The following is a 16,912-nucleotide window of genomic DNA, read 5'->3' as shown; positions in this document are numbered from 1 at the left end:
GTATAACAGGAAAAGCTTTCATGTAAGATGAAAGCTTTTTTTGTTTATATGAACGATTTGGTATTTTTTGTACCACATATTTACTGTAACCAAATTTTGTACTATTTTAGGACCTGCAAATCGTATTTATATGGCCATATTCGGAAGTTTTAGCAGAAAGAAGAAAGAAAGTCTTGACGAAGGATTGTCGAAAACCAAAGAGAGTGTTTTTAAAAAACTGAGTCGTGCGGTAGTCGGAAAATCGAAAGTTGACGACGAAGTTTTAGACAACCTGGAAGAGGTACTCATCACATCGGACGTTGGTGTTGACACAACGCTAAAAATTATTGAGCGTATCGAAGAACGTGTTTCCCGCGACAAATACATGGGTGTTAGCGAACTGAACAACATTCTTAAAGATGAGATATCTGATTTGTTGGAGGAGAATAACACTACCGATGTATCTGACTTTGATCTTCCGGAAAAAGACGGGCCTTACGTAATTATGGTTGTTGGTGTAAATGGAGTGGGGAAAACCACTACCATCGGTAAATTGGCTTACAATTTTAAACAAGCCGGAAAATCGGTTGTATTGGGAGCTGCCGACACATTCCGGGCTGCTGCAATTGAGCAACTCGAGGTTTGGGCCGAAAGGGTAGACGTTCCTATTGTAAAACAAAAAATGGGATCAGACCCGGCATCGGTAGCTTACGATACTTTGGCATCGGCAAAAGCAACCAATGCCGATGTGGTAATTATTGATACTGCCGGCCGACTGCATAACAAAGTTGGTTTAATGAACGAGCTGAGCAAGATTAAAAAAGTTATGCAGAAGATTGTTCCCGACGCACCAAACGAGGTTTTGCTTATCCTTGACGGTTCAACCGGGCAAAATGCATTCGAGCAAGCAAAACAATTTACAAAAGCTACCGAAGTAACTGCGCTGGCACTTACCAAACTCGATGGTACTGCTAAAGGTGGTGTTGTAATTGGTATTTCCGACCAGTTTAAAATTCCGGTAAAATACATTGGTATTGGCGAGAAAATGGAGCATTTGCAAATTTTCCGTCGCCGTGAGTTTGTCGATTCGCTGTTCTCATAATCCTATTTTGTTATTATGGCTGAACTGAATAAGGCTGAAATAAAAGTTCAAATTACTTCCGAAATTGAAAAAACGGAGAAGCTTATTCAGGAATATAAGGAGCTTACAAAACCTGTAGCGCCTGAAAATGCTATTGGCCGGATTTCACGGATGGATGCCATTAATAACAAAAGTGTTACCGAGGCCGCTTTACGCAAATCAAAAGACAAACTGGAGAAGTTGAAATTGGCCCTGTCGAAAGTTGATGACGATGATTTTGGCCTTTGTATAAAATGTAAAAAGCCAATTCCCCTGGGGCGTGTTTTAATTATGCCTCAAGCGCGTACCTGTATAAATTGTTCTCGTTAAAAAGATTCAGATCAGGCTGGTTGTTTTAGGTTCGAGAGGATCTTTTTCAGCTGGTTTTTATCAATCGGCTTTACAATGAAATTGTTACATCCTGCGGCCATTGCTTCTTGTTTGTAGTTTTCTTGTGCATACGCCGTTTGTGCAATAATATACACGTCTTTGTTAAATGCCCTGATTCGCTTAGTTGCTTCAAATCCATTTACTTTTGGCAGTTTTATGTCCATTAAAATAACATCAGTGTCCGGATGTTTTTTCACAAGTTTAATCACGTCGGCTCCGTTTTTAACCCGCTTTAAAGTACCCGGCATATCCGATAGAATATGGCTTAAAAAGTTATAAGATATTTCGTCATCTTCAGCGATGATAATATTTAAATCGTCATTACGGATATCATCAACTTGTTCCGTTATAGTTTCTGTTGAAGGCAAATCTGATTGCGTGCTTTCAACCTTTAAAGTTGGCAGAACAAAAGTAAATGATGTGCCTTTTCCCGGAGTTGACGAAACACTGATCTCGCCATTTAATAGTTTTATATAACCTCGCGTAATTGAAAGTCCAAGTCCCGATCCTTCGTATCCGCTCGAATGCGAATGATCGGCCTGAACAAAGTAATCGAATATTGCTTTTTGTTTTTCGGGAGCAATTCCAATACCCGTGTCACAAATCGTAATTTTTAACTCTGTAGCGCTAAGCGAATAATGAACTTTTACATAGCCCTCGTTGGTGAATTTTATAGCATTTTTTATGAGGTTGGTTAAAATGGAAGTTAGTTTATAGGTGTCGCTGTAAAAGTTTGGCGACGGCGCTGTAACTTCTGGCTCAACAATCAAATCAATTCCCTTTTCATTGGCTTCAACCACAAAAAAGTCTTTCAGCTCGGATACGATTTTGGCAATGTCCACTTTTTTTATCTGCGCCTCTTCGTTTCCTGATTCAATTTTCGAAATATCAATAATGTTGTTAATGGTATTCAGCATTCGGTCGCCGCTCTGCTGAATGATATTTATAAACTGCAATTCTTCCTCTTTTGAATAGGCCTGGGTTTTTAGAAGTTCGGCAAAGCCCAAAATACCATTCATCGGAGTTCGTATTTCGTGGCTCATGTTCGCCAAAAAAGCAGACTTCATTTTGTCACTTTGTTCTGCCTTGTTTTTCTGGCGCGACAGTTCTTTCATAATCTCCGAATTCAGATCGAGTTGATGCTGAAGATCCTGCGTTTTGTTTCTCACTTTTGCCTGAAGTATGCGGTTGATAACAATTAGCAGCAGAATTATAAGGCCAACAATTGCGCTAATAAGAATAATGTATCGCAAATAATCTCGTAAGCCGTTCGATTCTTTATCGTACTCGGCAAGCCACTTGTTGTATATGCGCTGGTATTCTCCATTGGATAATAAAACTTCGGTGGCATTATTAATAATTGCTGCCAATTCAACCGAATTTGGCGAAAGCATAAAACCCATATTTCGCTCCAGTATGCGGTGGTTGGTTGTTTTTATGTAATCTTTTTGATGTTTTGTTACATAATACATCCCCCCAATTCGTTGGGCAATAGCACAAGTTACCTGCTCGTCTTCCAGAAGTTCAATTAACTGATCGTAATCGGTTGCATAAACAAATTTTGCAGCCGGATTTATACTTAAAACGTAGCGCACCAACACATCGTTCTTCCATAAAGCAACTACCGGTTTTTTAATGGTACGCAACAATTCGGGCGTAATGTTTTTGTGGAAATTTTTATTGTAAAAAAAACAATGCGAAGTGTTTATCACCGACCGGGTATACAGGTGTTCATTGTCGGGGTAGCCGGGGTAGTGGGCTCCGGCAATCCCGTCAATCTGGCCGTTTTCCAGCATCTTATTAATAGTTTGCCAGTCTGCTCCCGAAATTTCAATCTGATTATTGTAAAGCCTGTTTATGGCTTTTACCAGATCGATATTAAAGCCAACAAGATTACCATTCTCATCGGTGTAATTAAACGGAGGGTAATCATTACTTGCCTTAATTTTATATTGAGCATTTAGGTAATAGCAATTAGTAAGTACTATTACGCAAATTAAGAAAATTCGCATACCGGGTTATTTTAAAACAAATCTAAAAAGTTTTTTTGAAATTAAATTCCTGCTAAATTTAAACATATTCTTGAATTAAGAAAATAGGCAAATAAAATGATTATAAACAGTCAAGATCGTATTTTACAAGTGGTTGAAGAGCGGTTATCTGAAGTGTTTGGAGAACTGGTAAAAGTGGCGTCATCCAGTGCTTTGTCTGGCGGGTGTATAAACCATGCATCAAAAATAGATACCAATTGTGGCAGTTTTTTTCTGAAGTGGAATTCGAATTGCGAAAGCGACATTTTTACCCGCGAGGCCGAGAGTTTAAAAGAACTCAGCAAGGCGTCCGACGGAACAGTTTGTATACCAAAAGTATTGTATGCAAAAGAAGTTGACGAAACGCCCGCTTTTCTGATGATGGAATACCTGGAGCCGGGAGGTACCGATCAGTCGGAGCGATTGGGGAGAGGATTGGCAAAAATTCATAAATATCAGCAAGATGATTTTGGATTCTATTCGGATAATTATTGTGGCGCAACAACGCAAAATAATAACTGGGGAAAAAGCTGGATTTCGTTTTATCGTGATAAAAGATTATCCTTTTTAATAAACATGATTCGTGAAAGCAGGGGACTGGACAGTTCTTATTTGCGTTTGTTTGAAAAGTTACTCGACCGCTTGGAGTTGTTGATTCCGAATGAAGAAAAGGCTTCATTGATTCATGGCGATTTATGGTCGGGAAATTACATGTTAACGAAAAATGGTCCGGCGTTGATCGATCCGGCAGCCAGCTATTCGCACCGCGAAATGGAATTTGGGATTGTTACCATGTTCGGAGGTTTCTCTTCGCGATTTTTTGCTGCTTACAACGAAGAATTTCCGCTCGATGCAGGATGGCGCGACAGAAATCAGCTTTATCAGTTGTATCATGTGCTTAATCATTATTATTTATTTGGAGGCGGATATCTGCAACAAGCAGTATCCATCGCGAAACGCTATTTATAAATTTCTTTCGCGCAATTACTTGTATTTGTACGTTTTGTTTTTGTAACTTATAGTTATAATACAAAAGGTTACAGCGATGAAAGATGAAGTTTTTGAAATACCGTACAGGGCAGAGCTGTGTTACAAAAAGAATAAGGGGTTGATATTGCCGGAGGAGGTGCCTTATATTGGTATGGGAGCTTCGCATATCGCAACAGAAGCTTTTCGTTTTATGGGAATAAACTTTTTCCCGGAGAAAGCAGCCGAATATTTTAATTACCTGCTAAAATATAAAGAGCCTGATAAAGGAGTGCTTATTTCGCAATCGGGACAAAGTTCGGAAACGATTTGGTGTGCCGACTATTTTAAGTCGTTCACCGCAATTGTAAACGACGAGAACAGTCCGTTGGGAAACCATCAGAACTGCACTAAGAAAGTGTTGTTGTATTCAGGCGTTGAAGATCATATTGCCACAAAAACATACATTAATACTTTATTGGTATTGTACCTGGGATTTGGTTTTGATCCGGTTGAAGCTGTTGAAGCACTAAAAAAACATCAGACAGAATTTGAAACGTTAGGCACCGATATTGGCGCAAGAATATACACGAAAACGCAGCGAAAAAAACGCTGTTGTTTGTACATTCTTGGTAACGGACCAAATGTTGCTACTGCAAATGTTGCTGCTCTTGTGCTTAGTCAGGTGATGCGAATGCCGGTTTTAAGTATGTCGGTTTCGCAGTATGAACATGGTTTTATTGAAACGGCCAAGGACTCGATGGTTATTGCTATAAACCACGAAGGGCGTGAACATAACCGTACCAAAAGGCTGCTTAAAAAGGTAAATATCGCTGGTGCCGAAACCTATGAATTATCGAATAAATATGTGGAAAGCATTTTTAGTCCGATAACTTTGCCCATTCCATTTTATTTTGCTGCCGAATATTTGTCGCAAAAACTAAAAGTAAAAACACTTTTCGAGGTGGGCGACAAAGTGGTAAGCAAAGTTACCATCGATAAAAATTATGAGTAAAGCCATTGTTGCCGGTTTGGTTATTGATTAAATTAGCCCCAAAACCAAATCCGATTTTAATGATCGCACAAAAGGCTAAGGAAATTACCCCGTTTATTGTAATGGAAGTTCTTGAAAAGGCTGCCGAAATGGAGCAGCGGGGGATTAATGTGATTCACCTCGAAGTAGGGGAACCTGACTTTGATGTTCCAAAATGTGTTTCGGTTGCCGAACAAAAAGCATTTGACGAAGGCCGAACGCATTATACGCACAGCCTTGGCGACCCAGAACTCCGCAAACAAATTGCTGAAAAGTACAAAGAAGAATATAATGTTTCGGTTTCTCCGGAACAGATTATTGTTACGTCGGGGAGTTCGCCGGCCATTTTACTAACGCTGGGCGTATTGTGCGATGCCGGAGATGAAGTGATCATTTCCGATCCGGGCTATGCCTGTTACGAGAATTTTATACGTTTTATTGGTGCAAAAGCAATAAAAGTGCCGGTTTACGAGGAAGATGGTTTTCAGTATCGTTACGAGGAAATCAAAAAACGCATCACCGACAGAACGCGTGCAATAATGATAAACAGCCCCATGAATCCAACCGGAAACCTTTTGTCGGTTGAATTGATGAAAGATCTGACGACATTTGATATCCCCATTGTTTCTGACGAAATCTACCACGGTTTGGTTTACGAAGATCGTGCACATTCCATTTTGGAAGTAAGCGACAAAGCCTTTGTTTTAAACGGCTTTTCGAAACGTTATGCCATGACCGGGCTTCGTTTGGGTTATGTAATTGCCCCGCAGGAATATGTAAGGTGTATGCAGAAAATGCAGCAGAACCTATTCATTTGTGCAGGATCGACTACGCAGCGCGCCGGAATTGAAGCTTTAAAAAATGCAGGTGAAGAAGTGGAAGAGATGCGCTTAACCTACGATAAAAGACGCCGGTATTTAATCGATCGTTTAACTAGGCTTGGTTTCGATATTAAAGTAAAACCTACAGGAGCTTTTTATGTATTGGTGAATGCCAAACATCTTTCGAACGACAGTTACAAGCTGGCTTTTGATATACTGGAAAAAGCACATGTTGGAGTAACTCCCGGAATTGATTTTGGCGATAACGGCGAAGGCTTTCTGCGTTTTTCGTATGCCAACTCCATCGAGAATATCGAGGAAGGCATGAATCGCTTGCAGAACTACCTGGCGAAATATCACAATTTAACTAGGGATTAAAGCGGTCGAAATGAACGATCTCGTCAATAGGTTTGCGCTTTTTGTCGGGTCTCTTGCTGCTGGGGTAGCCCACTGGAATCATTGCAACAGGCTCGATATTGTGCGGAAGTTGTAATACTTCGGAGCAAGCGTTAACATCAAAATTACACACCCAGCAAGTTCCCAATCCCAATTCGGTAGCTTTTAATGTGATATGGTCGATGGCAATTGCCAGGTCGATATCGGCCGAATCTTTTCCGTCCGAAGCCCGTTTCCACGATTGTAAATGATCGGCACAAGCCACAATAATTACCGGCGCTGAACGAAACCAACTTCGGTCGTAACAATTATATAATTGTGTCAGGATTTCTTTGTCTTGTACAACTATAAAGTGCCAGGGCTGAAAATTAACCGCCGACGGAGCCAGCCTGCCGGCCTCCAATATTTCTAAAAGTTGTTCCTTTTCTACCGCGGTGTCTTTGTAACTTCTAACAGAATAACGGTTTTTTATAATATCTGACAAATTCATAGGCCATTTCTTGTTTGTTTTTAACTGTTCGCCAACCGGCGTGTGCAACTTTCATTTTATCATTTCTGCCGTATAGCAGGTGTTTCACGGGGATTTTTGATAAAATCTGCACTTTTAATATGTAAATATAAACTTTTTTAAGTTTTTAAAGTGTAAGCAAAAATATGGTTTTCTGTCAATTTTTAATCCGTTTTTCAATTTTAAAAGATCAGAGTGTAAGCGGAAAATGATTTGCGCTTAAAGTCTTTTATTTTCAACGATTTAATCGCAATTGAAATGTGTTTTAGAGCATTAGTTTTTCTTGTTGCAGCATTAAAATTTGTCTTTCATTTGCACGGAAATTAAACAATAACAAAGTTTAGAGTTGAACCTTAAATTTTAATGTCATGAGAAAAGTAAATTTTATAATCGCAATTGTTACATTTTTTGTAATGGCCACATCTGTTGCCAATGCTACCGGAATACGTACCGAATTTAATGAATTTGAATTTACCCTGGTTGATGATTTGTACATGGGCAAAAAGGTTGATGCAATTTGGACCTTGAGCTACGACAACTCGGAAAAACCGGTTACAGTAGTTAAACGAAACACTATTGAAGGAACTGAATATGTAGTGAGCTCAGAGTTCTTTTCTGTTCGTTACGTAGCTTCTGCAGCAGGTTTTGGTGCAAAACAAGTTCGTAAATCATGGTGTAACGTTGATAACAAAATCAACCATGCAGTTATCAATCAGAACCAATTGAAAAATCAGGAGATTATCTCGCCAAATAAGGTGGATGATAAAATGGCTTTAGGACTAATTGCCTGCTATCTTCCTGACTTATTAAACGACGGATACACGCACTTACTCAATTAATCGCAATAATTAGAATAGAAGTAATTTTAATTCGAAGCCATCCGTCAAATGACGGATGGCTTTTTTTGTTTTTGTTGGTTCGGATGAAAAATAACTAAAAAAAGCACAAAAATTTTGTCGATAAAATCTGTCGTTCGTCTACAGAAATATTTTTGCTGAAAGAGTAGGGGTAATCGCTTTTTGGGGAAAGTGATTTAAATTTAAAATACAAATGTGTCTTTTAATTTTAAATTGAAAATAAAATAGGGTAAAATCTTTAAATATGTAAAAAGCAATCTTTTTCTGTGAACGGAATCTGTTTTACAGCAAGGCTTTTGGATGTCACCAAAATGTAATTCGTGCGTCTCTCCAATACAAATAATTACGAAAACAATTACAGTCAGAAAACAAAAATTTAGAGTCATGAAAAAATTAAATTTATTATCCGTATTGGTTTTAGCATTCGTATTAGTTTCAGTAAGTGCATCGGCAACAGGCGTACGCACTCAGTTTAAATCGTTCGAAATCGAAGAAGTCGATAATCTTTACATGGGAAAATCGGTAAAAGCACTTTGGACGGTAAGTTACAGCGCAGAAGAAGATCCTGTTACAGTTGTAAAACGTAAAACACTTGAAGGTGTTGAGTATGTTGTACATTCAAAACATTTCCAGGTAAGTTACGCTGCAACCAGCGAAGGATTTGGTGTTAAAGAAACCAGAAAAGCATGGAGCGATGTTCCGAAAAGAATTTCAAGAGCCGTTATTAGTCAGGAAGAAATGGAACGCCAGCGCATTATCACTCCTAATAAAGTTGATGATGAAACAGCACTGGGATTAATTGCAAGTTATTTGCCCGACCTGATTAACGATGGTTACACACACCTTTTAAATTAAACCACAAATTTATTTCATAGAAAGCAATTTTGAAGGAACCGCGAGCGATCGCGGTTTTTTTATATACAGCCGCAAACAAAACCGTCGGCCAAGCTGTCGAGGGCTTCTTTTTCTGCCTTTTTCTCTGCATCGGTTCCTTTACAATCTGCACAGACCGGCAAATTAACCGTTGTATTCATTTCCGAGTTCTCAGAAGTGACAGGTTTCTTACAAACAAAACAGGTATTTTTTAAATCTCCCATTCGAAATATTTGCGTCAAAAGTATTAAAATTGGCCGATTACCGCAGCGTCGCCTTTTTGAAAGTTGAATAAACTTATGCGCATATGGCAGTTGTGGTGGCAGATAATTGTTCCCGAGACTGTAAATGTGTCGGGAAAAAGTGCTCAAAACTATTTGGCATAATTATTAGTAATAAGTAAAACGATTGTTTTTTTAGCCTGTACAATTAATTACATTTGCACAGGTTTTATATAATTTAAATATAAGTTGCACAGATGGCATTTGTAAATAAGATCCTGGGAAAACTTCTGGGAAACAAATCGGAGCGGGATATTAAAGAAATAACTCCTATCGTCAATAAAATAAAAGAGGAATACGAAAGAATCTCCAAATTATCTCATGATGGTCTTAGGGCCGAATCGGCGAAATTAAAGCAAATTATTGCCGATCGTATTAAACCTGAAGAGGACGAAATTGCTGCTTTAAAAGTAGAAGTTGAAGAAGTTGAAATTCAGGAAAGCGAAAAGATATACGAACGTATCGACAAGCTGGAAGAAAAAATTGATGAGAAAATAGAAGAAGTTCTCAACGAAATTCTTCCAACAGCATTTGCGGTAGTAAAAGATACAGCACGACGGTTTTTCGAAAACGAAAGCGTTGAAGTTACTGCCAACGATTTCGACCGCGATTTGTCGGCAACCCGCGACAGCATTAAAATTAGCGGAGACAAAGCCATTTGGGAGAACAGCTGGTTGGCCGGCGGAAACCGGGTAACCTGGAACATGGTTCACTACGATGTGCAGCTGATTGGTGGTGTGGTACTTCATCAGGGTAACATTGCCGAGATGGCAACCGGTGAAGGTAAAACGCTTGTGGCAACATTGCCTGTATTTTTGAATGCACTTACCGGAAAAGGGGTGCACATCGTAACGGTTAACGACTACCTGTCGAAACGTGATGCCGAGTGGATGGGGCCAATTTACGAGTTCCACGGATTATCGGTTGATTGTATCGACAAACACCAGCCAAACTCTGAAGCCCGAAGAAAAGCATACAACTCGGATATTACTTTTGGTACCAACAACGAATTTGGTTTCGATTATCTGCGCGATAACATGGCCATTAATCCTGAGGATTTGGTGCAGCGCAAACATCACTACGCCATCGTCGACGAGGTTGACTCGGTATTGGTTGATGATGCCCGTACACCACTTATTATTTCCGGTCCGGTGCCAAAAGGCGATAATCAGCAGTTTGAAGAACTGAAAGTTTACGTAGAAAAATTATACCGTGCGCAGCGCGAACTGGTAAATAAAGTATTTATCGATGCCAAACGCCTGCTTACCAAACCCGATGCAACTTCAGAAGAGAAAAAAGAAGGTGGTTTGCTTTTATTGCGTGCCCACAAAGGGATGCCTAAAAACAAATCCATCATTAAGTTTTTGAGTGAGGAAGGTATGAAAGCTGTTATGCAGAAAACAGAAAATCTGTACATGCAGGAGAACAGCAAAAACATGCATATTGTAACCGACCCATTGTTTTTTGTTATCGAAGAGAAGCAAAACTCGGTTGAGCTTACCGATAAAGGTATCGATTTGATTTCTGCCGGTTTTGAAGATGCTGAATTCTTCGTTCTGCCTGATATGGGTGGAAAAATGGCTGAGCTGGAAAACAGCGAAAAAGCACCGGAAGACATTCAGGTTGAAAAAGACAAGTTATTGCAGGACTACGCTGTTAAATCAGAGCGTGTTCATACTATAAACCAGTTGTTAAAAGCATACGCCATGTTCGAAAAAGATGTGGAATATGTGGTTATCGACAACAAGGTGAAAATTGTTGACGAGCAGACCGGACGTATTATGGAAGGTCGTCGTTATTCTGATGGTTTACACCAGGCAATTGAAGCCAAAGAACAGGTGAAAGTTGAAGCGGCAACGCAAACTTTTGCAACTATTACGCTTCAGAACTATTTCAGAATGTACCACAAACTTTCCGGTATGACCGGTACTGCGGAAACAGAAGCAGGCGAATTCTGGGATATCTACGAATTGGAAGTTGTGGTAATTCCTACCAACCGTCCGATTGTTCGCGACGATAGGGAAGACCTGGTTTTCAAAACCAAGCGCGAAAAATACAATGCAGTTAGCGACGAAATTGTTGAACTCAACAAAAAAGGTCGTCCGGTATTGGTGGGTACTACATCGGTTGAAATATCGGAATTACTCAGCCGAATGCTGAAAATAAAAGGTATTAAGCACAACGTTTTGAATGCGAAGTTACACGCTCGTGAGGCCGACATTGTTGCCGAAGCCGGTCAGCCGGGAGCAGTAACAATTGCAACCAACATGGCAGGTCGTGGTACCGATATTAAGCTTACTGACGAGGTGAAAAAAGCCGGCGGTTTGGCAATTATTGGTACCGAGCGTCACGACTCGAGACGTGTTGACAGACAGCTGCGAGGACGTGCAGGACGTCAGGGAGACCCGGGTTCTTCGCAGTTCTATGTGTCGTTGGAAGACAACCTGATGCGTTTGTTCGGCTCCGATCGTATTTCCGGAGTGATGGACAAACTCGGTTTGGAAGACGGAGAGGTGATTCAACACTCAATGATCTCTAAATCGATTGAACGTGCACAGAAAAAAGTTGAGGAGAACAACTTCGGTATTCGTAAGCGTTTGCTGGAATACGATGATGTGATGAACTCGCAGCGTGAAGTGATCTACAAAAAACGTCGTCACGCTTTATACGGCGAACGTTTGGAAGTTGATGTGCTGAACATGATGTACGACTCGGTTGAAGAGTTGGTTAATGAATACCACGGTTCTGATATGTTTGAAGATTTCAACATGGAACTGATGCGTTTACTTTCGTTAGAAACACCTGTAAATCAGGACGAATTCAAAAGTTTGAATGCCGCGGAGGTAACCCAGCGCATTTACGAAAAAATGATCAACAACTATAACCGCAAAGTTGAAACCATTGCACAGCAAGCTTATCCGGTTATTAAAAATGTATACGAAACCAAAAAAGAGGTTTACAAAAATATTGTTGTTCCGATTACCGATGGAAAACGTGTTTTCCAGATTATCTGTAACCTTGAAAAGGCCTACGATAATAAAGGTAAGGAATTGGTAAAATCGTACCAGAAACAAATTGTTCTGAACACCATCGATGAATCGTGGAAAGAGCAACTTCGCGAGATGGACGACTTAAAACAATCGGTACAAAATGCTACTTACGAGCAAAAGGACCCGTTATTGATTTACAAGTTCGAGTCGTTTAACCTGTTTAAGGTAATGGTTGCCAAGGTGAATAAGGACGTTGTTTCAACCTTAATGAAAGGTCAGATTCCTATTCAGAGCCCGGAACAGGTGCGTGAAGCAGAAGCACGACGCAGAACCGATATGAGTCGTTATAAAACGCAAAAATCGGAACTGCCATCGGCTGAAAATGCTATGGAAGGTGCCAATACAAATACGGCTGAAAAGGCGAAACCACAACCGGTTAAAGTTGAAAAACGTGTTGGACGTAACGATCCTTGTCCTTGCGGAAGCGGCAAAAAATACAAACAATGCCACGGAAGAGGTGGTGATTTATAATCAAACTACATGATGAATATGATCAGTTTACTGAGCTTCATTCACTGGAATGTCGATCCTGAAATATTTAGCCTTGGGCCACTGTCAATTCGATGGTATGGTTTATTGTTTGCCTCAGGATTTTTAATTGGCTACTACATTGGCGAGAAAATGCTAAAGTCGGAGAATGTAGATCAGAAATGGATCGACAGCCTGTTCTTTTACATTATAATAGCAACTGTTGTTGGTGCTCGTCTTGGCCACGTTTTCTTTTATGGCTGGGATTATTACTCGCAAAACCCGGGCGAAATTATAAAGGTTTGGCACGGCGGACTGGCCAGTCATGGCGGGGCATTGGGTATTTTAATTGCCATGTACCTGCATTCAAAATGGGTAACCAAACGTACCATGCTTTGGACACTCGACCGAATTGTAGTTCCCACGGCTTTGGTTGCAGCGTTTATTCGCACCGGAAACCTGATGAACTCTGAAATCTACGGAATTCAAACAGCATTGCCTTGGGGCGTAATTTTCGAAAGAAACGGCGAAACGGTAGCAAAACATCCTACACAGATATATGAAGCGTTATCATACCTGGTTTCGTTTGGTGTGTTAACGTATTTATATTGGAAAACAAGTGCTAAAAATCGTCCGGGCTTATTGCTGGGCGCCTTCTTCGTTTTCATCTTCACAGCTCGTTTCTTTATCGAGTTTATAAAAGAAGACCAGGAAGCTTTTGAAGCCGGTATGGCATTGAACATGGGGCAGTGGTTAAGTGTTCCATTTGTACTTATTGGCGCATTATTGGTTTACAGAGCCATAAAGAAACCCGAGGTGGTTTTTAAGAATAGTAAAAATTAATGTTAAAACTGAATAGAGGATCTGCAAGTATTTTGTTAGAGATTTGAAAATAACTTATTTTGCGGATTATCAAGAATTAAAGAATATGTTAGAGATTGGAAAATATAAAATGGTGAAGTTGACGTACGATCTTCGTATCGACAACGAGCAAGGAGAATTGGTTGAACAGGCAACAACTGAACAACCTTTAGAGTTCCTTTACGGAGCAGGAATGATGCTACCAAAGTTCGAATCTGAATTGATCGGTTTGAAACAAGACGATCCTTTCACAATTAAAATTGCCAGCACCGATGCATATGGCGCAGTAAACAACGAAGCAGTTGTTGAGTTGCCAAAAAATGTGTTTTTGGTGAATGGTGAATTCGACGCAGAATTGATTAAAGTTGGCAATACTGTACCAATGATGAGCAGTAACGGCCAGCGTTTAAACGGATTGGTATTAGAGGTTAACGACGAAATTGTAAAAATGGACTTCAACCACCCACTGGCGGGCGAAGATTTATTTTTTGCAGGTAAAGTTGTTGACGTTCGCGAAGCATCAGACGAAGAAGTTGCACAGATCCTTTCAGGAGGTGGCGGCGGCTGTGGCTGTGGAAGCAGCGACGGTGGTTGTAACGATGGTGGATGCAATGATGGTTCTTGCGGAACTGAAAGCGGTGGTGGCTGTGGCTGCGGCTGCTAATAAATTTTGATAATAAGTTCAATTTAATTATTTTAACCCTGTTTTCATTTGGTAATGGAAACGGGGTTTCTCACATTATAGAACTGATTGTGTGAAAATCAACTACTTCATTGTAGCTACCATTTACACGAGATCTAATTGTTACAAAAAGTAACAAACAATATTTTACAGATGAACACTTTTGGAAAGATATTTCGCTTAACCTCATTTGGCGAATCTCACGGACGAGGAATCGGAGGTATTATCGATGGTTGTCCTGCCGGGGTTGAGCTCGATATAGATTTAATTCAAAAAGACCTGGCCCGCAGAAAACCAGGACAGTCGAAAATTACTACACAACGTAAAGAGCCCGATCAGGTGGAGTTTCTGTCCGGAGTATTTGAAGGAAAAACACAGGGAACTCCGATAGCTTTTGCTATTTGGAACAAAGACCAACACTCAAACGATTACAACGACCTCAAAGATGTATATCGTCCGTCGCATGCCGATTTTACTTACACTAAAAAATACGGTACGCGCGATCATCGCGGAGGCGGCAGATCATCGGCACGCGAAACCATTGCGCGTGTTGTAGCCGGTGCAATTGCCAAACAAATACTGGCAAAAGCCGGTGTTTCTATTCAGGCTTTTGTATCGCAGGTGGGCGAAATTAAATTGCAGAAAAGCTACAAAGAACTCGATCTTGCTGCAACCGAGGATAACATTGTACGTTGCCCCGATCAGGAAGTAGCCGACCATATGATCGCGCGGATTGAAAAAGCCGGACGCGAACACGATACAGTTGGTGGTGTAATTACCGGTGTTGCTACAGGTGTGCCGGCAGGATGGGGAGAACCCGTTTTTAATAAACTGCATGCCGACATGGGTTTTGCAATGCTCGGAATTAATGCCGTAAAAGGATTTGAATACGGTTCGGGTTTCGAAGGAACTAAACTCAGCGGCTCGGAGCACAACGACATTTTCATAAAAACAGACGAAGGCGTTCGTACAAAAACGAATAACTCAGGTGGCATTCAGGGAGGTATTTCCAATGGCGAAGACATTTATTTTAATGTTGCATTTAAGCCCATCGCTACCTTATTAAAAGAGCAACAAACACTCGACAAGGATGAGAAAAGTATAAAAATTCATCCGAAAGGAAGACACGATCCTTGCGTGCTTCCACGTGCTGTTCCCATCGTTGAGGCAATGGCTGCATTGGTTTTAGTTGACCACTTTTTACTAAATAAACTTAACACGATTTAATATGCCAAGAAGAAAAAGAAACAGAAGGATTCAGGTACCTCCGGTAATTAAAGGTATGTCGGTTTATGGTGTTCGTGGACGGAAAACAAATGAAGTTGTTTTGCACCTCGAAGAATATGAAGCGATCCGCTTGTTAGATTACCAAAATCTTACCCAGGAAGAAGCAGCTGTTTACATGGATGTTTCGCGCCCAACATTAACCCGTATTTACGAAGAAGCACGAAATAAAGTAGCTACGGCGTTTGTTGAGGGAAGAGACCTAATTTTCAGAGGTGGTGACGTTTATTTCGATAAAAACTGGTTCAGATGTAACAGTTGTAAAGCAAGTTTTAGCGATTATTCTGAAAACAAAGAGAAATGCCCGGTTTGTAACTCCGAAGACCTGGTTTCGCTAAACGATTTTTATATGGATAAATAAGAGCTTTTTAGTAAGCATTTACTATAAAAAAGACATGAAAAAACCTCCGGCTCAATAGCCGGAGGTACCCAATTAAGTTGTGATAAAACCAGAGCCCTAGTACACTAGGATGACTGCAATATACAACTATATGTTTTTCGTGTCAATACTTGATTTCTCTTATAAAGACAAAAATACCCGAATTAAACGCTCAAATCGTAAACCTCATGCGGTTTATATTGATTATCAACATTTTCCAATAATGTTAATATTTAATATTTTTTGTTAAACTGCTAATCAAGCCATTTATCATATATTTACCCTCAAAAGAATTTATCTATGAAACGACCTTGAATTTTAACATTTTAAAATTCATCGGGAGTTACATCTTATACCAATTAAATAAACAATTTTAATAAGATGAAAATTCGGAAACTTCTACGCATTTTACACCGCGATTTTGGATACTTTATTGTGGCCATGACAATCGTTTATGCCGTGTCGGGAATCTATTTGAACCATCGTCACGATTTCAACCCTGATTACAAAATAATAATCACGGATTTTACCCACAATTTACAACCTCAACAATCGTATCCCGATGATGAAATTCAGGAAATTGTGGAGTCTGTTCAGCCCGATGTGGTATATAAGAAGCACTACGTTGATAATGATGGCGATATAAAGGTGTTTATTGCGAACGGAGAGGTAATTCTCTTTCCCGGTTCAGGTGAGGGAAGAATGCGTTATCTACAGCGTCGGCCATTGGTGTTTAGTATGAACAAACTACACCGTGCAACGCTGGGAACCGCGTGGAAGTGGGTGAGTGATGCAATGGCTGTAATTCTCTTGTTTGTAGCCGTTTCTGGCCTTTTTATTTTAAAAGGAAAAAGAGGATTTAAACGTTGGGGCTGGTGGCTGACGGTTGCCGGTTTTATTGTTCCTTTAATATTTGTAATTTTATATCTTTAAC

16 protein-coding genes are annotated in these 16,912 nt (G+C 40.1%); 13 read left to right on the top strand and 3 right to left on the bottom strand.

Features of this window, described 5'->3' with window-relative positions; genetic code table 11:
• Positions 1-130 precede the first annotated feature (130 nt).
• Together ftsY and QZ576_RS14305 are read left to right on the top strand one after the other, a co-directional pair.
• Positions 131-1,081 (top strand): signal recognition particle-docking protein FtsY, encoded by a 951-nt coding sequence (gene ftsY, locus QZ576_RS14310; protein WP_297098348.1) that lies wholly within the window; start codon positions 131-133, stop codon positions 1,079-1,081.
• 15 nt (positions 1,082-1,096) lie between these two features.
• Entirely contained in the window at positions 1,097-1,429 is a 333-nt protein-coding gene (locus QZ576_RS14305) for a TraR/DksA C4-type zinc finger protein (RefSeq protein WP_297098346.1), read from the top strand.
• Positions 1,430-1,440: 11 nt separating this feature from the next.
• On the opposite strand, the gene QZ576_RS14300 is transcribed toward QZ576_RS14305, so the two are convergent.
• A complete protein-coding gene (locus QZ576_RS14300; protein ID WP_297098344.1) occupies positions 1,441-3,501 on the bottom strand; it encodes a transporter substrate-binding domain-containing protein in 2,061 nt (686 codons plus the stop codon).
• A gap of 96 nt (positions 3,502-3,597) precedes the next feature.
• Between QZ576_RS14300 and QZ576_RS14295 the strand changes: the two genes are divergently transcribed.
• The 3 genes from QZ576_RS14295 to QZ576_RS14285 all read left to right on the top strand — a co-directional run bounded on the left by QZ576_RS14295 (position 3,598) and on the right by QZ576_RS14285 (position 6,717).
• Positions 3,598-4,488, top strand: a complete 891-nt coding sequence (locus QZ576_RS14295) for a fructosamine kinase family protein (protein ID WP_297098342.1) — start codon at positions 3,598-3,600, stop codon at positions 4,486-4,488.
• 76 nt (positions 4,489-4,564) lie between these two features.
• Positions 4,565-5,500, top strand: coding sequence for a hypothetical protein (locus tag QZ576_RS14290; protein WP_297098340.1), 936 nt, complete (start codon positions 4,565-4,567; stop codon positions 5,498-5,500).
• A 59-nt stretch (positions 5,501-5,559) separates the two neighbouring features.
• Entirely contained in the window at positions 5,560-6,717 is a 1,158-nt protein-coding gene (locus QZ576_RS14285; RefSeq protein ID WP_297098339.1) for a pyridoxal phosphate-dependent aminotransferase, read from the top strand.
• On the opposite strand, the gene QZ576_RS14280 is transcribed toward QZ576_RS14285, so the two are convergent.
• Positions 6,707-7,225 carry a nitroreductase family protein gene (locus tag QZ576_RS14280; RefSeq protein ID WP_297098336.1) on the bottom strand — a complete coding sequence of 173 codons (519 nt, stop codon included), beginning with the start codon at positions 7,223-7,225 and terminating at the stop codon, positions 6,707-6,709. The two genes, QZ576_RS14285 and QZ576_RS14280, sit on opposite strands and share 11 nt — an antisense overlap.
• Before the next feature lie 386 nt (positions 7,226-7,611).
• Here QZ576_RS14280 and QZ576_RS14275 point away from each other — a divergent pair, with 386 nt between their 5' ends.
• Positions 7,612-8,082: a hypothetical protein gene (locus QZ576_RS14275; RefSeq protein ID WP_297098332.1), complete on the top strand. Its 471-nt coding sequence runs from the start codon at positions 7,612-7,614 to the stop codon at positions 8,080-8,082.
• 402 nt (positions 8,083-8,484) lie between these two features.
• Positions 8,485-8,955, top strand: coding sequence for a hypothetical protein (locus QZ576_RS14270; RefSeq protein ID WP_297098330.1), 471 nt, complete (start codon positions 8,485-8,487; stop codon positions 8,953-8,955).
• A 59-nt stretch (positions 8,956-9,014) separates the two neighbouring features.
• On the opposite strand, the gene QZ576_RS14265 is transcribed toward QZ576_RS14270, so the two are convergent.
• Positions 9,015-9,197 (bottom strand): hypothetical protein, encoded by a 183-nt coding sequence (locus QZ576_RS14265; protein WP_297098327.1) that lies wholly within the window; start codon positions 9,195-9,197, stop codon positions 9,015-9,017.
• Positions 9,198-9,451: 254 nt separating this feature from the next.
• On the opposite strand from QZ576_RS14265, the gene secA reads away from it, so the two are divergent.
• The 6 genes from secA to QZ576_RS14235 all read left to right on the top strand — a co-directional run bounded on the left by secA (position 9,452) and on the right by QZ576_RS14235 (position 16,911).
• A complete protein-coding gene (secA, locus tag QZ576_RS14260; RefSeq protein ID WP_297098325.1) occupies positions 9,452-12,775 on the top strand; it encodes a preprotein translocase subunit SecA in 3,324 nt (1,107 codons plus the stop codon).
• 9 nt (positions 12,776-12,784) lie between these two features.
• A complete protein-coding gene (gene lgt, locus QZ576_RS14255; protein WP_297098323.1) occupies positions 12,785-13,615 on the top strand; it encodes a prolipoprotein diacylglyceryl transferase in 831 nt (276 codons plus the stop codon).
• A gap of 85 nt (positions 13,616-13,700) precedes the next feature.
• Positions 13,701-14,297, top strand: coding sequence for an FKBP-type peptidyl-prolyl cis-trans isomerase (locus QZ576_RS14250; protein ID WP_297098321.1), 597 nt, complete (start codon positions 13,701-13,703; stop codon positions 14,295-14,297).
• A 171-nt stretch (positions 14,298-14,468) separates the two neighbouring features.
• Positions 14,469-15,542, top strand: a complete 1,074-nt coding sequence (aroC, locus tag QZ576_RS14245) for a chorismate synthase (protein ID WP_297098319.1) — start codon at positions 14,469-14,471, stop codon at positions 15,540-15,542.
• 1 nt (position 15,543) lies between these two features.
• Positions 15,544-15,960 carry a DUF134 domain-containing protein gene (locus tag QZ576_RS14240; protein ID WP_297098317.1) on the top strand — a complete coding sequence of 139 codons (417 nt, stop codon included), beginning with the start codon at positions 15,544-15,546 and terminating at the stop codon, positions 15,958-15,960.
• A gap of 399 nt (positions 15,961-16,359) precedes the next feature.
• A complete protein-coding gene (locus QZ576_RS14235; RefSeq protein WP_297098315.1) occupies positions 16,360-16,911 on the top strand; it encodes a PepSY-associated TM helix domain-containing protein in 552 nt (183 codons plus the stop codon).
• Position 16,912: the final 1 nt, after the last annotated feature.

Source organism: uncultured Draconibacterium sp., from assembly GCF_913060805.1.
In the GTDB taxonomy this organism is placed as follows: domain Bacteria; phylum Bacteroidota; class Bacteroidia; order Bacteroidales; family Prolixibacteraceae; genus Draconibacterium.
Note: the sequence above shows the minus strand (reverse complement) of the source record. Positions and strands in the feature narration are given on the sequence as shown.